The organism is Pseudoalteromonas shioyasakiensis, assembly GCF_001550135.1.
GTDB classification, from domain to species: domain Bacteria; phylum Pseudomonadota; class Gammaproteobacteria; order Enterobacterales; family Alteromonadaceae; genus Pseudoalteromonas; species Pseudoalteromonas shioyasakiensis.
Genome location: NZ_LRUE01000024.1, coordinates 258,849 through 274,624 on the forward strand (window position 1 = coordinate 258,849; position 15,776 = coordinate 274,624).

Annotated in this window: 15 protein-coding genes; 10 read left to right on the forward strand and 5 right to left on the reverse strand. The window is 42.6% G+C overall.

What is annotated here, in order from left to right; translation table 11 throughout:
- Nucleotide 1: 1 nt before the first annotated feature.
- From PASHI_RS20120 to PASHI_RS20135, 4 genes are read right to left on the reverse strand one after another with little or no spacing between them, the layout of a single operon-like run.
- Nucleotides 2-988, reverse strand: a complete 987-nt coding sequence (locus PASHI_RS20120; RefSeq protein ID WP_062566825.1) for a vWA domain-containing protein — start codon at nt 986-988, stop codon at nt 2-4.
- Nucleotides 981-1,421, reverse strand: a complete 441-nt coding sequence (locus PASHI_RS20125) for a DUF4381 domain-containing protein (protein WP_062566826.1) — start codon at nt 1,419-1,421, stop codon at nt 981-983. Before PASHI_RS20125 ends, PASHI_RS20120 begins: the two co-directional genes overlap by 8 nt.
- Nucleotides 1,422-1,423: 2 nt before the next feature.
- Entirely contained in the window at nt 1,424-2,368 is a 945-nt protein-coding gene (locus PASHI_RS20130; protein WP_062566827.1) for a DUF58 domain-containing protein, read from the reverse strand.
- 3 nt (nt 2,369-2,371) lie between these two features.
- Nucleotides 2,372-3,328: an AAA family ATPase gene (locus tag PASHI_RS20135; protein ID WP_054553219.1), complete on the reverse strand. Its 957-nt coding sequence runs from the start codon at nt 3,326-3,328 to the stop codon at nt 2,372-2,374.
- A gap of 336 nt (nt 3,329-3,664) precedes the next feature.
- Here PASHI_RS20135 and fadI point away from each other — a divergent pair, with 336 nt between their 5' ends.
- The 3 genes from fadI to PASHI_RS20150 all read left to right on the forward strand — a co-directional run bounded on the left by fadI (nt 3,665) and on the right by PASHI_RS20150 (nt 7,869).
- Nucleotides 3,665-4,975, forward strand: coding sequence for an acetyl-CoA C-acyltransferase FadI (gene fadI, locus PASHI_RS20140; protein WP_054553218.1), 1,311 nt, complete (start codon nt 3,665-3,667; stop codon nt 4,973-4,975).
- Nucleotides 4,975-7,200 (forward strand): fatty acid oxidation complex subunit alpha FadJ, encoded by a 2,226-nt coding sequence (fadJ, locus tag PASHI_RS20145; protein ID WP_062566828.1) that lies wholly within the window; start codon nt 4,975-4,977, stop codon nt 7,198-7,200. Before fadI ends, fadJ begins: the two co-directional genes overlap by 1 nt.
- Before the next feature lie 138 nt (nt 7,201-7,338).
- Nucleotides 7,339-7,869 carry a GNAT family N-acetyltransferase gene (locus PASHI_RS20150; RefSeq protein ID WP_062566829.1) on the forward strand — a complete coding sequence of 177 codons (531 nt, stop codon included), beginning with the start codon at nt 7,339-7,341 and terminating at the stop codon, nt 7,867-7,869.
- A 13-nt stretch (nt 7,870-7,882) separates the two neighbouring features.
- Here the strand turns inward: PASHI_RS20150 and PASHI_RS20155 are convergent, their stop codons facing one another.
- A complete protein-coding gene (locus tag PASHI_RS20155) occupies nt 7,883-8,269 on the reverse strand; it encodes an MmcQ/YjbR family DNA-binding protein (RefSeq protein WP_054553214.1) in 387 nt (128 codons plus the stop codon).
- Between the two features lie 190 nt (nt 8,270-8,459).
- On the opposite strand from PASHI_RS20155, the gene efpL reads away from it, so the two are divergent.
- From efpL to PASHI_RS20190, 7 genes are all read left to right on the forward strand, one after another.
- Nucleotides 8,460-9,032 (forward strand): elongation factor P-like protein EfpL, encoded by a 573-nt coding sequence (gene efpL, locus PASHI_RS20160; protein WP_055020721.1) that lies wholly within the window; start codon nt 8,460-8,462, stop codon nt 9,030-9,032.
- Nucleotides 9,033-9,178: 146 nt separating this feature from the next.
- The gene (locus PASHI_RS20165) at nt 9,179-9,907 is read left to right on the forward strand and encodes an RDD family protein (protein WP_062566830.1); all 729 of its coding nucleotides are present in this window, start codon (nt 9,179-9,181) and stop codon (nt 9,905-9,907) included.
- Nucleotides 9,904-10,854 (forward strand): stage II sporulation protein M, encoded by a 951-nt coding sequence (locus PASHI_RS20170; RefSeq protein WP_058586348.1) that lies wholly within the window; start codon nt 9,904-9,906, stop codon nt 10,852-10,854. The genes PASHI_RS20165 and PASHI_RS20170 overlap by 4 nt, the downstream gene beginning before the upstream one ends.
- Complete coding sequence (locus tag PASHI_RS20175; protein ID WP_062566831.1) at nt 10,844-12,304, forward strand: hypothetical protein; 1,461 nt, start codon at nt 10,844-10,846, stop codon at nt 12,302-12,304. Before PASHI_RS20170 ends, PASHI_RS20175 begins: the two co-directional genes overlap by 11 nt.
- Nucleotides 12,294-13,442, forward strand: coding sequence for a DUF4350 domain-containing protein (locus tag PASHI_RS20180; protein WP_062566832.1), 1,149 nt, complete (start codon nt 12,294-12,296; stop codon nt 13,440-13,442). Before PASHI_RS20175 ends, PASHI_RS20180 begins: the two co-directional genes overlap by 11 nt.
- On the forward strand, nt 13,439-14,422 hold the full coding sequence (locus PASHI_RS20185) for an AAA family ATPase (RefSeq protein WP_062566833.1): 984 nt from the start codon (nt 13,439-13,441) through the stop codon (nt 14,420-14,422). The genes PASHI_RS20180 and PASHI_RS20185 overlap by 4 nt, the downstream gene beginning before the upstream one ends.
- Nucleotides 14,419-15,738: a DUF58 domain-containing protein gene (locus tag PASHI_RS20190; protein WP_062566834.1), complete on the forward strand. Its 1,320-nt coding sequence runs from the start codon at nt 14,419-14,421 to the stop codon at nt 15,736-15,738. Before PASHI_RS20185 ends, PASHI_RS20190 begins: the two co-directional genes overlap by 4 nt.
- Nucleotides 15,739-15,776: the final 38 nt, after the last annotated feature.

Here is a 15,776-nt window from a genome sequence, read left to right on the forward strand (position 1 = left end):
ACTAGTTCTCCTGCTTAAATTGGCGAATAAAACTGACGAGCATTGCTAAGCTTATTAAGCCTAGCGCCACAAGTAGTGGAATATAAAACAATGAAATTTGTGGGCGGAACGTTTGTTCATCGCTACTAATTGGCTCAAGCTTATCGAGCTCTTGATAAATTTGCTGTAAGCCAGCCACATCTTTTGCTCTAAAGTATAAGCCGCCGGTTTGCTCGGCAATACGCTTGAGTAAGCTTTCATCTAAGTTACCGCCACTCATACCACCCATATTAAATAGGCTGAAACCACGCGGGTTATCAGAGCCAACACCTATGGTATATACCTTAATGCCTTCTTCGCGGGCTAACAGCAGGGCATCTTCTGGATCAAGGTTACCTGCGGTATTTTGACCATCAGTTAAAAGTACAACGATACGGTTACTTTCATCTTTATTAGCAAAACGCTTTACAGATAAACCTAATGCATCACCAATGGCTGTTGCTCTACCTACTAGGCCGATTTGCGCTTCGCTGAGCATTTGGCTCACGGTTTTAACATCACGAGTAAGAGGCGTTTGTAAAAATGCGGTATCACCAAATAAGATAAGACCTAGTCGGTCGCCTTGACGCTGTTCAATAAAGTCACTGAGTACAGCTTTTACCATGGTAAGCCTATCAACATATTGATTCTGATAGGCCATATCTTGCTCTGTCATAGAGCCAGATAAATCCACCGCCAGCATAATATCGCGGCCTTCATTAGGCAGCGTGATAGGTTCATCAAGCCAAGTTGGGTTTGCAATAGCGACAACCAATAAAACCCATACTAGCCACTCGAGCAATGAGACTTTTCGGCTATGTTGCTGCACTGCTTGATTATTTAAGCCCAGCTTAGCAAAGCCAGGAATACGTAAACGTAACTGCCCTTGCTGCTTTAACGGCATAAAGCGGCTTAATAACCAAGGCAGAGGTAAAAGCACAAAACACCATGGCCAACTAAACTCAAACATTAATTGGCTCCTTGAGTTTAAAGTTGCTAATAGCATTGCGTAATTTAGCTGCAAGTTCAGCATTATTACTTTGTTGCTGATAAAGCGGCATCAATTCGTCGTAACTAAATTTATCGCCACTCAGTTTCGATAAACTTTCAGACCACTTTGCCAAAGGCTGAGAAGCAAGCTGATTGCTGTAATAATGACGAGTTAAGCGTTTTAAAATAATGTGTAGCTCTTGCGCGTCATCATCACCAAGGGTTTTACTTAGCTTAATCGCTTGTTTTTTGGCTTTTTTAAATTGCTGGTTTTTATATAAAAGCACTAAGCCGATAATTAATAACGAACCAACTAAGGCGATAATCAGCCACCAAATTGGAGCAAGTGGCCACCATGCAACCTCGGTCGGTGCAATGACATCATGTAAGCCATCTAGCGGATTTTTTTGCATTGTTACTTTCTCACTAATTGCAGCTCAAGAGGAGTGGCTGCACTGAATGAAATTAAACTAAGCCCAGATTTTTGTAAGCGTTTTAATCTGTTAGAAAACGACTCTTCAGCTGACTTGGCAAAGCGTTCACGAAATTGCTTATCCATTAATGGTAAAGCAAGCTCTTGGCCATTTGCTGATACAGTCACCGTTTGTTTAAAAGCAGGTAGCCGGTGCTCGAACGGATCGCTAATATGACAGCCAATCAATTCACAGTGCCTGCTCAACATTTCAAGTTGTTTGAAACTTGCTTCATCAAGGGCGCTAAAATCAGAAACGATATAAACCAAGCTTCCTGGTTTTGCTAAATGATTAAGACGTTTAAGGTTTTCGCTAAATAAGCTGGTGGCTGTTTGATCGATATTAGTCAGAGCTTGGCTGTGAATATCACATAAGTTGTGACAAAGCTTTAATACGGCTTTTTCACGTGAGGTGGGTTTTAATTCGTGATGACCTTGCTGATTAAACACCAAGCCACCAATGCGATCACCTCGTTGACACGCCGACCAAGCAACCAATGCGCTAATGTGCGCTGCTTGCACTGACTTCAACAGTAACTTTGAGCCAAACAGCATCGAGTTAGAAAAGTCGGTAAATACAAAAACTGGGCGTTCTTTTTCTTCTTGAAACAACTTAGTGTGGGTTTCGCCAGTGCGTGCAGTAACACGCCAGTCGATAGAGCGTATGTCATCACCGGCTTGGTAATGGCGCACCTCGGCAAACTCCATACCACGCCCCTTGTGAGGCGCAAGGTATTGCCCAGCCAAGCTGTTTTTGATTTTTACTTTGGGCGCAAGTTCTAGCAAACGAGCTTTGGCTTTGTAATACATCAACTCTTTGAGTGATAAATTGACGCCTTGACTATGACTCGCTGCTAACCACGCCGCTGTATCAAATTGGCTCGACATAGCTTATGGTACTGCCACCAATTCTAAAATACGGCTGATCACATCGTCTTTACTGATGCCATCGGCCTGTGCTTCGTAACTTAAGATAATACGGTGACGCAATACATTATGCAGCACTGCTTGAATATCATCTGGGGCAACAAAGTCACGGCCTTCTAGCCAAGCATGCGCGCGGGCACACTTATCAAGGGCAATTGTTGCACGTGGGCTTGCGCCATATTCAATCCAGCGGCCAAGTTGTTCATCAAGCTCTGCTGCTTCACGAGTGGCAACAATTAACTGTACTAGGTATTTCTCAAGCGGCTCAGCTAAATACAAACCTAATATCGCTTTACGGGCAGCAAATAGCTCACTTTGACTAATTTGCTGTGTCGTTGCTTGCTTGTCAGAAATAGCCTCGCCACGGGTTAGGCGTAGGATATCTAATTCGTGTTCAGCACCCGGGTAATCAATGCTCAAATGCAATAAGAAGCGGTCAAGCTGAGCTTCTGGTAGTGGGTAAGTGCCTTCTTGTTCTAGCGGGTTTTGGGTTGCCATAACCATAAATAGATCAGACAGTGGATAGGTGTTTTTACCTACCGTTACTTGGCGTTCAGCCATGGCTTCTAGTAGGGCTGATTGCACTTTAGCAGGGGCACGGTTTATTTCATCAGCCAAAATTAGGTTATGAAATAACGGGCCCTTTTCAAATACGAACTCACTGGTTTGCTGGCGATAAATATCGGTACCAGTTACATCTGCAGGTAATAAGTCTGGGGTAAATTGTACACGTTGGAAACTGCCTTCAACGCCTTTCGCTAAGGCATTGACTGCACGCGTTTTCGCAAGACCCGGAGGGCCTTCAACTAATAAGTGGCCATCTGCCAAAATTGCGATTAACAGTGCTTGAGTTAATTGTGGTTGGCCGATAATTTGCGTGTCTAGGTATGATTTTAATTGTGAAAATGCGTTAACTGCCATAATAAAAAGACTGTCCTAAAAGCGTGAGTCAAAAATTGTTTTTGTTATGCGCCAATGGGTTATATTCAGTACCGATAAATTATTTGCGCGGTACCGTGGTGGGGCGCTATTAACAAGTTATAAGGATTCAAAAGTTATAACACAAGTGTTAGACACAAAATCCTCAAATAGTTCGTTATTTTTTAAGGATTTTTAGCCTACCATATAAATACGGTGTTTTTTTGTAAATAGGCTGAAAAAAGCCTATGGTTGAAAACTTACTATTGGCATTCGTACACGGGTTGTTTTAGAATCAGGAAAAACAAACAGGTCAGACCTGTCAGCGGGAGAGCATAAATGTCTGAGCAAAATATACTTAAAACAGCAAAAGGCGATCGTATCGCTATCGTTAGCGGCCTGCGAACGCCATTCGCAAAGCAAGCCACAGCATTCCATCATGTACCAGCCCTTGATATGGGTAAGTTAGTTGTCAACGAAATGCTTGAACGACTTAACTTTGATAAATCTGAAATTGACCAACTTGTATTTGGACAAGTAGTGCAAATGCCAGAAGCGCCAAATATTGCCCGTGAAATCGTATTAGGTACGGGTATGCCTGTTTCTGTTGATGCTTATTCTGTTTCGCGTGCGTGTGCAACAAGTTTCCAAGCCATTGCTAACGTAGCCGAGTCAATTATGGCAGGCTCAGTGCAAGTAGGTATTGCTGGTGGTGCTGACTCATCGTCTGTATTACCTATTGGTGTTAGTAAAAAATTAGCGGGCAGCCTTGTTGATTTAAACAAAGCACGTACGCTTGGTCAGCGATTAAAGATTTTCTCTAAACTACGTTTAAAAGATTTACTTCCTGTACCGCCAGCGGTCGCTGAGTACTCTACTGGTTTATCTATGGGTCAAACGGCTGAGCAAATGGCGAAAACACATAGCATCAGCCGTGAAGATCAAGATGCCTTAGCACATCGTTCGCACACCCTTGCAAGTCAGGCGTGGGCTGATGGTAAACTTAAAGATGAAGTAATGACTGCCCATGTTGCACCTTATAAGAGCTTTATTGAGCAAGATAATAACATTCGTCATAACTCAACGGTTGAAGGCTACGCGAAATTAAAACCAGTATTTGACCGTCAACACGGATCAGTGACTGCAGCTAACGCAACGCCATTAACTGATGGTGCCGCTGCGGTATTAATGATGAGTGAGAGTAAAGCCAAAGCATTGGGTTACGACATTCTAGGTTATGTACGCAGTTTTGCTTTCTCAGCAATTGGTGTACATGAAGATATGCTAATGGGGCCGGCGCACTCAACGCCAATTGCCCTAGATAGAGCAGGTATCACATTAGCTGATTTAGATTTAATCGAAATGCATGAAGCATTTGCAGCGCAAACACTTGCTAATATGAAGATGTTTGCGTCAGATAAATTTGCACAAGAAAAGCTAGGTCGCAGCAAAGCGATCGGCGAAATTAACATGGACAAGTTCAATGTATTAGGTGGCTCACTTGCATACGGTCACCCATTTGCGGCAACAGGTGCGCGCCTGATCACGCAAAGCTTACATGAACTTAATCGTCGCGGTGGCGGCTTAGCGCTTACGACTGCGTGTGCAGCGGGTGGCTTAGGCGCAGCCTTTGTATTGGAGAGTGCGTAATGACAGATTCAGTATTTAGTTTATCAGTGGCTGATGACGGCGTAGCCGTTGTAACCATTGATGTGCCGGGTGAAAAAATGAACACCCTGCGCAGCAGTTTTGCAGAAGATTTAAAAACCTTACTTAAAGACGCACAAGCGCAAGCAGTAAAAGGCATGGTATTTATCAGTGGTAAAAGCGATAACTTTATCGCCGGTGCTGATATTAAAATGCTTGATAGCGCCAATAGCCGTGAAGATGCATTAGCATTAAGCGAAATGTGTCAGCAAGCATTTTTCGATATGAAAAAGCTGCCTTTCCCAACAGTAAGTGCTATTCATGGAGCTGCATTGGGTGGCGGTTTAGAGTTTGCTTTAGCTTGTGATTATCGCGTGTGTTCAGACAGCGATATCACTAAGCTTGGTTTGCCAGAAGTACAGTTAGGCTTATTACCTGGTGGTGGCGGTACTCAACGTTTACCAAAATTAGTTGGCTTGCAAAAAGCACTTGAGTGGATGCTTACTGGTAAGCAAGTACGTGCTAAGCAAGCGAAGAAAACAGGCTTAGTAAATGACTGTGTACCACACAGTGTATTACTTGACGTTGCTAAAGAGTTTGCTCTGAAAGGTAAGGCAAAGGTCACTAAACCAAAGCTAGACCGTTTAAGCCAATTACTTGAGTCAAACCCATTTGGTCGCAATATTATTTTCAAAAAAGCACAAGAAAATGTACTGAAGAAAACAGGCGGTCACTACCCAGCACCTTTAGCCATTATTAAAGCGGTTCGTGCAAGTGTTGAACTTGATCAGTTAAAAGCATACAAAACTGAAGCTGAAGGCTTTGCCACGCTGGTAATGAGCGATGAGTCAAAAGCATTACGCGGTATTTTCTTTGCAACCACTGAAATGAAAAAAGAGTGGCGTAATGATGATGCCCCAGCAATCGCTAAAGCGGCAGTATTAGGTGGCGGCCTAATGGGCGCGGGTATTGCCCATGTTAGTGCTGTAAAAGCGGGTGTTCCTGTGCGCATTAAAGATGTGGCTGAAAAGGGCATCAGCAATGCAATGAACTACAGCTATAAAATTTTAGATAAAAAGCAAAAGCGTCGTATTTTATCTAAAGCAGAGCTACAACAAACCATGAACCGCATTACCGGTACCACCGATTACAGCGGCTTTAAACACATTGATATCGTTATCGAAGCCGTGTTTGAAGATCTTGCTTTAAAGCAAGGTATGGTGGCTGATGTAGAACGTGAGTGCCAAGACAACACGATTTTTGCAAGTAATACCTCATCATTACCAATTGCACAAATTGCTGCTGATGCAGCACGCCCAGAAAATGTAATTGGCCTGCATTACTTCTCACCTGTTGAGAAAATGCCACTTGTTGAGATCATTCCACATGAAGGTACGTCTGAAGAGACTATCGCACGCGTTGTTAATTTTGCCCGTAAGCAAGGTAAAACACCGATTGTGGTTAAAGATATGGCTGGCTTCTATGTAAACCGAATCTTAGCGCCTTATGTCAATGAAGCGGCTAATTTACTGCTAGCAGGTGAGCCAATTGAAAAGATTGACCAAGCATTGGTTGAGTTTGGATTCCCGGTAGGGCCTTTAGCGTTACTTGATGAAGTAGGGATTGATATCGGTTCTAAAATTGCGCCAATCCTTGAAAAAGAATTGGGCGAGCGCTTTAAAGCCCCGGATGCCTTTAATCGCTTAATCGATTCTAAGCGTTTAGGTCGTAAGACTGGCCGTGGTTTTTATCTTTACGATAAGAAAGATAAAAAAGTGGATGAGTCAGTATACGAGCTACTTGGTGTTACGCCATCACCTCGTTTAAACAAGAGCGAAATTGCTAAACGTTGTGTTGCGCAAATGCTAAACGAAGCGGTGCGCTGTTTAGATGATGGCATTATTGCAAGCCCGCGTGATGGTGATATCGGTGCTATTTTTGGTATTGGTTTCCCACCATTCTTAGGCGGTCCATTTAGCTATATGGATAAACTTGGTGCAGCACAAGTGAGCTCTGAAATGGCGACTTTTGCTAACTACAACCCAATTTTCACACCTTGCGATACGTTAAAAGCAATGGCTGAAAAAGGTGGTCGTTTTTACCAAGCAGAAAGCGAAGAGCCGGCAGTAGTTGAAGCTACGCCTGTCGATCCGGTTGAAGTAACCAAAGAAGTGGTTGAAGACGAGCAAGCGTCAGAAGATGCCGATACAGAAACGACTAAAAGCTAATTATTTAAATTAATTAGTTAATTTTAAAAGCCCTGCTCATTGAGCGGGGCTTTTTTCTTCTGTATTGGCCATAAGTGGTATTTAACTCACGAAATCAGTTTGTTATAACTAGGTTTATTTACAAAGCGATTAATCACCATGACTCTCACCACTGCGCGATTAACATTACGGCTGTTAAATGCCGATGATTGGCCATTGTTTTATACTTTGCATAATGATACCCAAGTTATAGCTAAATGCTTCGATAAGCCCTCAGAGGCGCAGCTGCGAGCTAAGTTTAATGAACGTTTAAAGCCTTGGCAGCCAAATTCGAATTCACCACTTTGTTTAGTTATTGTTGAAACCAGTACAGGTAAAGAGGTGGGGGTAACTGGGTTTACTTCATCAACAGTGCCAGATAGTCAAGAAGTCGGTTATTTGTTGCTGCCTAATTTTCATGGTCGTGGCTATGCCACAGAGTCTTTGCAAGCAGTGCTTGATTACGCCAAAACAGAACATGCCGTACGTGAATTTAAAGCGGTTGTCACCGAGGGTAATATCGGTTCAGAAAAAGTACTTGAGAAATGTGGTTTTCAGTTAGTCGATAAGCAGCTAGATGCGTATGCTATTGGCGGTGTTTTGTATACCGATCATCATTTTCATTTAAGTTGCACTGATCACAGAGCGTGATCAGTGCGCAATTTTACAGATGAAGCTCAATCGCTTTTCTGTCTTTTTCTGGCATATTCGCAACCACTAAATCAAACGAATTATCAATCATTCGTTCAATCTCTCCTTGTGGTACGGTGCCGTCTAAAATAACCGTATTCCATAAACGTTTGTTCATGTGATAACCCGGGATCACCGACGGGAAAATATCACGCAGTGCTTGGGCTTCATCTGGATCGCATTTCAGATTTAGCCACCATACAAGGTTTCCCTCATCGTCTGTTTGGCCTTCTTTGCCCTCGGCAAGGGTGGCAAACATTTTATGATTCACCTTGTAAACGTCGACATCTTGGCCAAATGGTTGGGTGATCATCACCAATGGCTTTTTCATTAAATACTCGTGTACTGTGTGTTGATTCATGATCCAATCCTTGAAGTCATTTTTCGTAGTTATAAAGATAGCAGCTTTTTCGTAGTTTTGAGACAACTATTGTCATAATTTGCTGAAAAATCGAATAAATAACGGCTGCGAGTCAAAACTGTAAATTTTTATTGAACAAAAGCCATTACGTGGTAAATTTCTGTCATCAAAAAACGATAGGAATACACCCATGCCTAAGGCAAGTGAAGTTAAAAAAGGCGCCGCTATCGAGCATAACGGCCGTGTTTTAGTAGTTAAAGATATTCAACGTTCAGTACCACAAGGCCGTGCTGGTGGCAGTTTATACCGCATGCGTTTATACGATGTGGTAACAGGTGGTAAAGTTGATGAAACATTTAAAGACAGCGACATGCTAAAGCTTGCTGATCTCATTCGTCGTGAAGCTATGTTCTCTTACATTGACGGTGAAGAGTATGTTTTCATGGATAACGAAGACTACACGCCATATAACCTAAATAAAGAAGCAATCAGCGAAGAGATTTTATTCGTTAATGAAGAAACTCAAGGTCTGCACGTTATTGTGATTGATGGCTCGCCAGTTGGCTTAGATTTACCATCGAGTGTTGAGCTTGTAGTTGAAGAAACTGACCCTTCAATCAAGGGCGCTTCAGCAAGTGCACGTTCAAAGCCTGCACGTTTAACAACGGGTTTAACGATTCAAGTTCCTGAGCATATTTCAACAGGCGACCGTATTCGTATTAATACCGTTGAGCATAAATTTATGGGTCGCGCAGAAAAATAATTCTGTAACCCCTTTGAAAGCCGGCTTATAGCCGGTTTTTTTGTTTTATTTGTAACGCGCTCATAACAAAATTCATTGAAAAAGGAACGAAAAACGCGCATTATTATTGGCTTACGAAAACAACAATAAATACCAGTAGTAGATTAATGTTGAACCACGGATTGGAAAACAGAGAATACATCAAACTCCCCGAAGGCGTTGATATCGCCATTACTCCCGCTGGCGTTGTTGCCCGAAGCTATGCCTACATCATCGATTTTATTATCCGTAGTTTGGTTTTACTTGCTGTAGGTACTGTATTTGCCTTTTTTGGCGATGCTGGGCAAGGACTTATATTAATTGCTTACTTTTTAATTTCATGGGGTTATAACATCCTGTTTGAAATGGAAAGTGGCCAAACGCCGGGTAAAAAACGCCTAAAAATTCGTGTTGTGCAAGACAATGGTTTACCAGCAAGCTTTTCGCAAATTGTAGTGCGTAACTTACTACGCCCAGCCGATATGCTACCTATAGGCTATTTCTTAGGCCTTGTGGTTATGTTGTTTAACAACCGTTTTAAACGCATTGGTGATTGGGCTGCAGGCACCATGGTTATTTACGACGATGAGTTAGCTACGCGCCCTGAATTATCTCAAGGTGAAGTGCATATTCCTACCATTAGCTTAACCACCGAAGAGCAATTAGCGGTGCTTGCTTTTGCAGAGCGTCATGATGAATTATCTGATGCAAGGCGCCGTGAGTTGGCAGCTATTTTAGCTGCACCGTTTTCTGCTGAAGAGCATGAGATTGAGGCGCAGCTCGTTAGCTATGCACGCCACTTTGCTGGGCAAGTTCAACACGATAACGATTACCCGCAGCAGGAGGGTAAGCAATGAAGCAAGCTCAATTTGTAAAATCAAATAGTGTCAGTTGGGATGAGTTTGAAGCGCTTTGTGAACAAAATAGTGCAGAGTCTTTACCTGTTAATTTCCCTAACTTGTATCGCAAAGTCTGTAATGATTTAGCCATTGCGCAAAGTCGTCAATATAGTCCAGTGTTGATCGAGCAAATAAACAGGCTGGTGCAGTTAGGGCAGAAGCGCCTTTATTTATCTCGAAGCAATCAATTTTCTGAAATATGGCATGTGGCCCGCACGGCATTTCCGCGTGCACTGTATGAAAATCGTTTAATGCTTGGTATTAACCTATTGGCATTCTGGGGATTGGCCTTAATTGCTTTTATTTGGGTGACAATAGACCCTGATGCTGCGTATACATTTTTAGGGCAAGGCACCGTACTTAATATCGAACAAATGTATAACCCTAGTGGTAGCGTTCAATCGGCGGAGCGCGGCGCATCGCAAGATCTGATGATGTTCGGGGTCTATATCTACAATAACATTGGTATCGCATTTCAGATGTTTGCAGGTGGCGTATTGTTCTGTGTTGGCGCTGCCTTTTTCTTGTTGTTCAATAGTTTTTATTTTGGTGCCGTTGCGGCTCACATTGTGAATGTTGGATTTGAAGGGCCGTTTTTCTCGTTTGTAATAACCCATGGCTCGTTTGAGTTAACCGCTATCATTATTGCTTCAGCGGCCGGGTGTCAAATAGGCTACGGCTTGTTAAATCCAGGGCAGTATACCCGTGCATATGCGATGAAACAGGCTGCACAAAAAGCGCTTCCACTGATTGTTGGCGCATTTTTGATGTTAGTCATTGCCGCTTTCATCGAAGCATTTTGGTCACCCCGTGATATTGCTAACGAAGTTAAATATTTAGTTGGCAGCGGTTGTTGGGCTTATGTCATTTTTCGCTTATACAGAGGAATGCGCTATGGAGCTTAATCGTCTTAGCTTCAATCCTCGCAAGCGCAGTGCTTACGAAACCTTTGATTTAACAGTGTTGCTAGTTAAGCAGCATGCTGTGGCATTGGTCTCTTTGTATTTGATGATGGCAGTACCCGTATTTTTGATTGTCGGCTTTTTATTAAGCTGGGGCATAGGTGGCTTTGTTGTTTGGTGGCTTAAACCTGTATTTGAGCGACCTTTGCTCGATTACATGTCAAAAGCGGTTTTCAATCAGCCAGTCAACATAATGAGTAGCTTAAAGTCACTCAAGCAGTTAAAAATCGCTGATATGTTAGCGCATTTAACCGTTTTTAGGCTCAGCCCAAACAGAGCATTTTTAGCCCCCGTAGAGCAACTTGAACGACTATCAGGTGAACGCAAAACTAAGCGTAAGCAGGTATTGTTTGCTTCAACTAAGCCTAAGCAAACATTGTGGATGCTGTTCTGTGTACATTTTGAGTTTATCTTATTGATGGGTATATCTGCGCTGACAATTGCACTTGTGCCCCATTCATTCTCTGCACAAGAAGCCATGTACCAACTATTCGAAGCGCCTATCTGGGTTGAGATAGCGTTTAACTTTATTTATATCATCAGTATCTCGTTAGTGGCACCGCTTTTTGTCACCGGTGGGTTTCTTGCTTACTTACACCGCCGTGTTGAACTAGAGGGATGGGATATCGAGCTGGCATTTAAAAATATTCGCACCCGTCTTGCAGGCGTAGTCAGTGCTGTAGCACTACTTATGCTAACAACGTTTACGCTGCAACCATCAACAAGCTACGCCGAGCAAATCGATAAGCAAGCAGTAAAAGAGCAAGTTACTGCTCTTTATAATGAGCCTAATGTCATCGAAACTGAGACTACTTGGGTGCCAAATATCGAAGCAAAAGCGAGTTCATCAGATAGTGACTGGTCATGGCTTATCGATGTGTTTACTGCCATTGGTGAAGTGTTTGGCGTGTTAGTTTGGGTATTGGTCGGTTTATTAGTTATTTGGCTAGTTTATTACCTGATGCAAAAGCGTGGCTTTTTTGCCAACTTAAGCTTGCCTGAGCGCAGTAAAGTGAATGAAGAGCCTGTTATCCCAACCTTATTTGCAGAAATTAAAAGCAAAGATTTACCTACAGATTTAATTGCCGCAGCAAAGCAGTGTTTTGAGCGAGGTGAGCACCGCTTGGCGCTGGCGTATTTGCTTCATCATGCGCTGAGTTGGGCGCAGCAACAACATGAAGTGCGCTTGCACCGCTCGATGACTGAGCTCGAATGTAAACGTGCAATAGATGCTAGGGTGCCAAATCAAGGGCAAGAAATTTTTGCCCGCTTATTTTCTGCGTGGGTCACGGTTGCTTGGGGCCATAAAACCCCTGATATCGACTTTATCGAGCTGACAGAGCAAATTACGGCAATGACAACAGAGACTAAGGAGCAAGCCCATGAAGCTTAAGGTTGTGCTCATAGCGGCGCTAGTGGTGTTTAGCTTATTTGTTATTGCTGGTATTGCTTCTTTAGATTGGCAGAAAAAAGAAATAGAAATTGGCTTTCATAGTGATGTGGCAAGAGATAACTTTACGATGGCTAAGCGGCTACTTAAAGCCAATGGTATCGATTGGAATAAAAACAAACGCTTGGCAGAGCAAGCACAAAGTGATGAGTTAAACATAGACCCGCAAAGTATCTTAATTTTGGATGAGGCGGTGCTTGCTGACTCTTACCAGTTAGATGTACAACTTGCCGATTGGGTCGCAGAAGGCGGGCGTTTAATTTATGTATTAAACAGGCAACGTGATGAGCTGGCAATAGATAGCACAGTATTTTTTAGTCAGCTTGGCATCAATGTAGAAAGCCAAGAAGATGTTTTTGAATATGATTTTGCGATGCTCAAAGAAGGGAATAAAAATAGTACTTTATCAATTGATGAAAACACTCAGCTTGACCTTGAGCTAAGCCGTGCCTTTTTTATTGAAAACTGCCCCGGTGTGAGTACCAACAATGATAACGGCGATACCTTGATGTGTGACTTTGCATTTGGTCAAGGTAGGGTCATTGTGATGCCATCGCTGTTACCTTTTACCAATTACCGACTTCGCCATCTGGATCATGGCAGTTTATTACTTTGGTTAAGTAAAGGGGCTGAAAAAGTAACCTATGTACCTTACCTGACTTACCCAAATTGGTTTGCCAAATTATGGCACTGGAGCTGGCAATTTGTGGTGACGTTGCTGTTATTAATTGTGCTTGCAGTGTGGCATATCAGTAGTCGTATAGGCCGCTCTTATGCTCCTGACTTCGATATAAAAACCAGCTTTAACCAGCATATTCGTGCAGTGGCAAACTTTTATTCAGAGCATGGTCACGAAGCCGTGCTATTTACTGCACTCAAGAAAGATTTTTACGCCAAAGTAGAGTCGCGAGTGCCTAATTTTAAGATGCTTAGTGCTGAAAAGCAGGCGCAGATCATCGCTAATTTAACTCATTTTGAAAAACACAATGTGGCTGAGTTGCTTGCTAGCAAGTTGCCTGAGTCCAAAGAACAACGAACAGAATATATAAAACGATTTAAACAATTAAGGAATGCCTTATGAGCACGGAATTGGACACTAATCGCATGAGCTTAGTTGAGGCAGCTGATGCAGTAAAACAAGTAAAGCATAACATTTCGCGTGTGTTAGTTGGTCAAGATGCCATTGTTGAAGATGTGCTTACAGTGCTCTTTGCGGGTGGCCATGTGTTACTTGAAGGGGTTCCTGGGCTTGGTAAAACGCTACTGGTTAGAGCCTTGGCAAAAAGCTTAAATGTAGACTTTTCGCGAGTGCAGTTTACACCGGATTTAATGCCTTCAGATGTTGTTGGTCATAGTTTGTATGATATGAAATCAGGTGAATTTAATATCAAAAAAGGCCCAGCATTTACTAATATTTTGCTGGCTGATGAAATCAACCGTGCACCAGCTAAAACGCAATCAGCTCTTCTTGAGGTGATGCAAGAGCAACAAATCACCATTGATGGCGAGTCATTATCTATTGATTCACCGTTTATGGTATTAGCCACTCAAAACCCATTAGATCAAGAAGGGACGTACCCACTGCCTGAGGCTGAATTAGACCGTTTTATGATGAAAGTGGAGCTTGGTTTTCCTTCTCATGAATCGGAAGTTGAGCTTTTAAAACTGAATACACAAATTGTCTCTAATGAAACCAAAGTAGAGCAGCTCCCTGCGGTATTGGATGCTAATCGAATTGCGGAAATTAAACAGCTTTGTGCAGATATCTTAGTAGACGAACAAATACTGAATTATGCCGTCGATATCGTGCGTAGTTCACGAACTTGGCAAGGCGTATTGCACGGCGCAGGGTTACGTGCCTCAATTAATATCATTAAAGCGGCAAAAGTAATGGCATTAATGAATGGCCGTGACTTTGTAACTCCTGATGATGTGAAGTCAGTGTCTGTGAATATCTTAAGACACCGATTAATTTTATCGGCTGATTTGGAGCTGGAAGGGGTGTCATTTGATGAAGTGATCAATGCCATTTTAGCCAGTGTTGAAGCGCCACGCTCATGAATCGCATTAAGCATAGACCTGCAAAACGCTTAGTACAATTAACAGCTTTGTTGCTGTTATTGTTGCTTGTCTGTGCCATTGCATCAGTTGACAGCTTAGTGCTAACGGCCTTGCTCTTAGTGCCTTTATTGCTCGCATTTGTAGATTACATAGCGGCGAAGTCAGAGCCTTTACTTGAAGTAAGTGCACAAACGAGTCTCAACATGGCTTTGTATCGCCGCCAAGCATTGCAGCTAGTGATTAAAAACAAAGCGAAGCATGCGACCATGCTAGATGTCAGTGTTCATTTAAGTAATGCAATTGAGCTACAAAAGCCACAGCAAACGGTGTTTATAGATGCAATGCAACAAGTAAAGCAGAGCTTTACATTACGCGCTCACAAACGAGGTGATGCGCAGATCAGTGCCATTGAACTTAGGGTAGGGTCGCCATTTGGCCTTTGGCAAACAAACTGGTTAGCTGTGCAAGCAATTCAATTAAAAGTGTATCCCGACTTTAGCCGAGTTACTTCAAAGCAGCATTTAAATGGCGTAGTGAATAAGCCTATTTCAGGCTTAAAGCTCACTAAAAAGCGCGGTGATGGTATCGAATTTCAGCAATTACGCGAATATCGCCAAGGTGATAGTGTTAGACAGATAGACTGGCAGGCGACCAGTAAGCGTCGAAAACTCATTTCTCGTGAGTATCAAGAAGAGCAAAACCAACACGTTATAGTGATGCTAGACGCCTCTAAAAAAATGGCCATTGAAGCTAATGAAGGCAGCCACTTTGATCATGCTTTAAATGCATTGCTACTGCTGTCACACACCGTTTTAAAGCAAGGTGATTGGTTTAGCATGCAAAGCTTTAATCAAAACCTGCGCTGGTTACCCGATGTAAAAGGCGCGCAGAATGTATCACGGGTAATGAATCACTTTTATGATCTATACCCAGATAAGAGCAGCAGTGACTATTTAGTGGCTGTAAACCAATTAATCGCCAAGCGCAGTAAGCGTTCTTTAGTGTTATTAGTCACCACACTTGATGAGCAAAGCATTGATGAGTTAATGCCTGCAATTAAGCTATTACAAAAACACCACTTAGTGGCACTTATTAATATTAATAATCGGGCGGTAAATGAGGTGCTCGATGAGCCTATTGAAAAGTACGAAGATGCAACCAGCTATTGTGCAGCATTAGCGTTATTAAATTCACATAAAGCCAATATGGCGAAGCTGAAAAAACAAGGTGTAATAGCTATAGATTGTAACCCTGAGCAGCTACTACCGCATGTGCTTAACACCTATTTAAATGTGAAGCACTCCGGGGCATTGTAATAACCTAATAGCAACCCGCAATAAAAAAGGCATTGAAT

Coding starts and splice junctions, on each gene's coding strand:
- PASHI_RS20120 (WP_062566825.1), bottom strand. CDS start 988: ATGTTTGAGTTTAGTTGGCCATGGTGTTTTGTGCTTTTACCTCTGCCT.
- PASHI_RS20125 (WP_062566826.1), bottom strand. CDS start 1,421: ATGCAAAAAAATCCGCTAGATGGCTTACATGATGTCATTGCACCGACC.
- PASHI_RS20130 (WP_062566827.1), bottom strand. CDS start 2,368: ATGTCGAGCCAATTTGATACAGCGGCGTGGTTAGCAGCGAGTCATAGT.
- PASHI_RS20135 (WP_054553219.1), bottom strand. CDS start 3,328: ATGGCAGTTAACGCATTTTCACAATTAAAATCATACCTAGACACGCAA.
- fadI (WP_054553218.1), top strand. CDS start 3,665: ATGTCTGAGCAAAATATACTTAAAACAGCAAAAGGCGATCGTATCGCT.
- fadJ (WP_062566828.1), top strand. CDS start 4,975: ATGACAGATTCAGTATTTAGTTTATCAGTGGCTGATGACGGCGTAGCC.
- PASHI_RS20150 (WP_062566829.1), top strand. CDS start 7,339: ATGACTCTCACCACTGCGCGATTAACATTACGGCTGTTAAATGCCGAT.
- PASHI_RS20155 (WP_054553214.1), bottom strand. CDS start 8,269: ATGAATCAACACACAGTACACGAGTATTTAATGAAAAAGCCATTGGTG.
- efpL (WP_055020721.1), top strand. CDS start 8,460: ATGCCTAAGGCAAGTGAAGTTAAAAAAGGCGCCGCTATCGAGCATAAC.
- PASHI_RS20165 (WP_062566830.1), top strand. CDS start 9,179: ATGTTGAACCACGGATTGGAAAACAGAGAATACATCAAACTCCCCGAA.
- PASHI_RS20170 (WP_058586348.1), top strand. CDS start 9,904: ATGAAGCAAGCTCAATTTGTAAAATCAAATAGTGTCAGTTGGGATGAG.
- PASHI_RS20175 (WP_062566831.1), top strand. CDS start 10,844: ATGGAGCTTAATCGTCTTAGCTTCAATCCTCGCAAGCGCAGTGCTTAC.
- PASHI_RS20180 (WP_062566832.1), top strand. CDS start 12,294: ATGAAGCTTAAGGTTGTGCTCATAGCGGCGCTAGTGGTGTTTAGCTTA.
- PASHI_RS20185 (WP_062566833.1), top strand. CDS start 13,439: ATGAGCACGGAATTGGACACTAATCGCATGAGCTTAGTTGAGGCAGCT.
- PASHI_RS20190 (WP_062566834.1), top strand. CDS start 14,419: ATGAATCGCATTAAGCATAGACCTGCAAAACGCTTAGTACAATTAACA.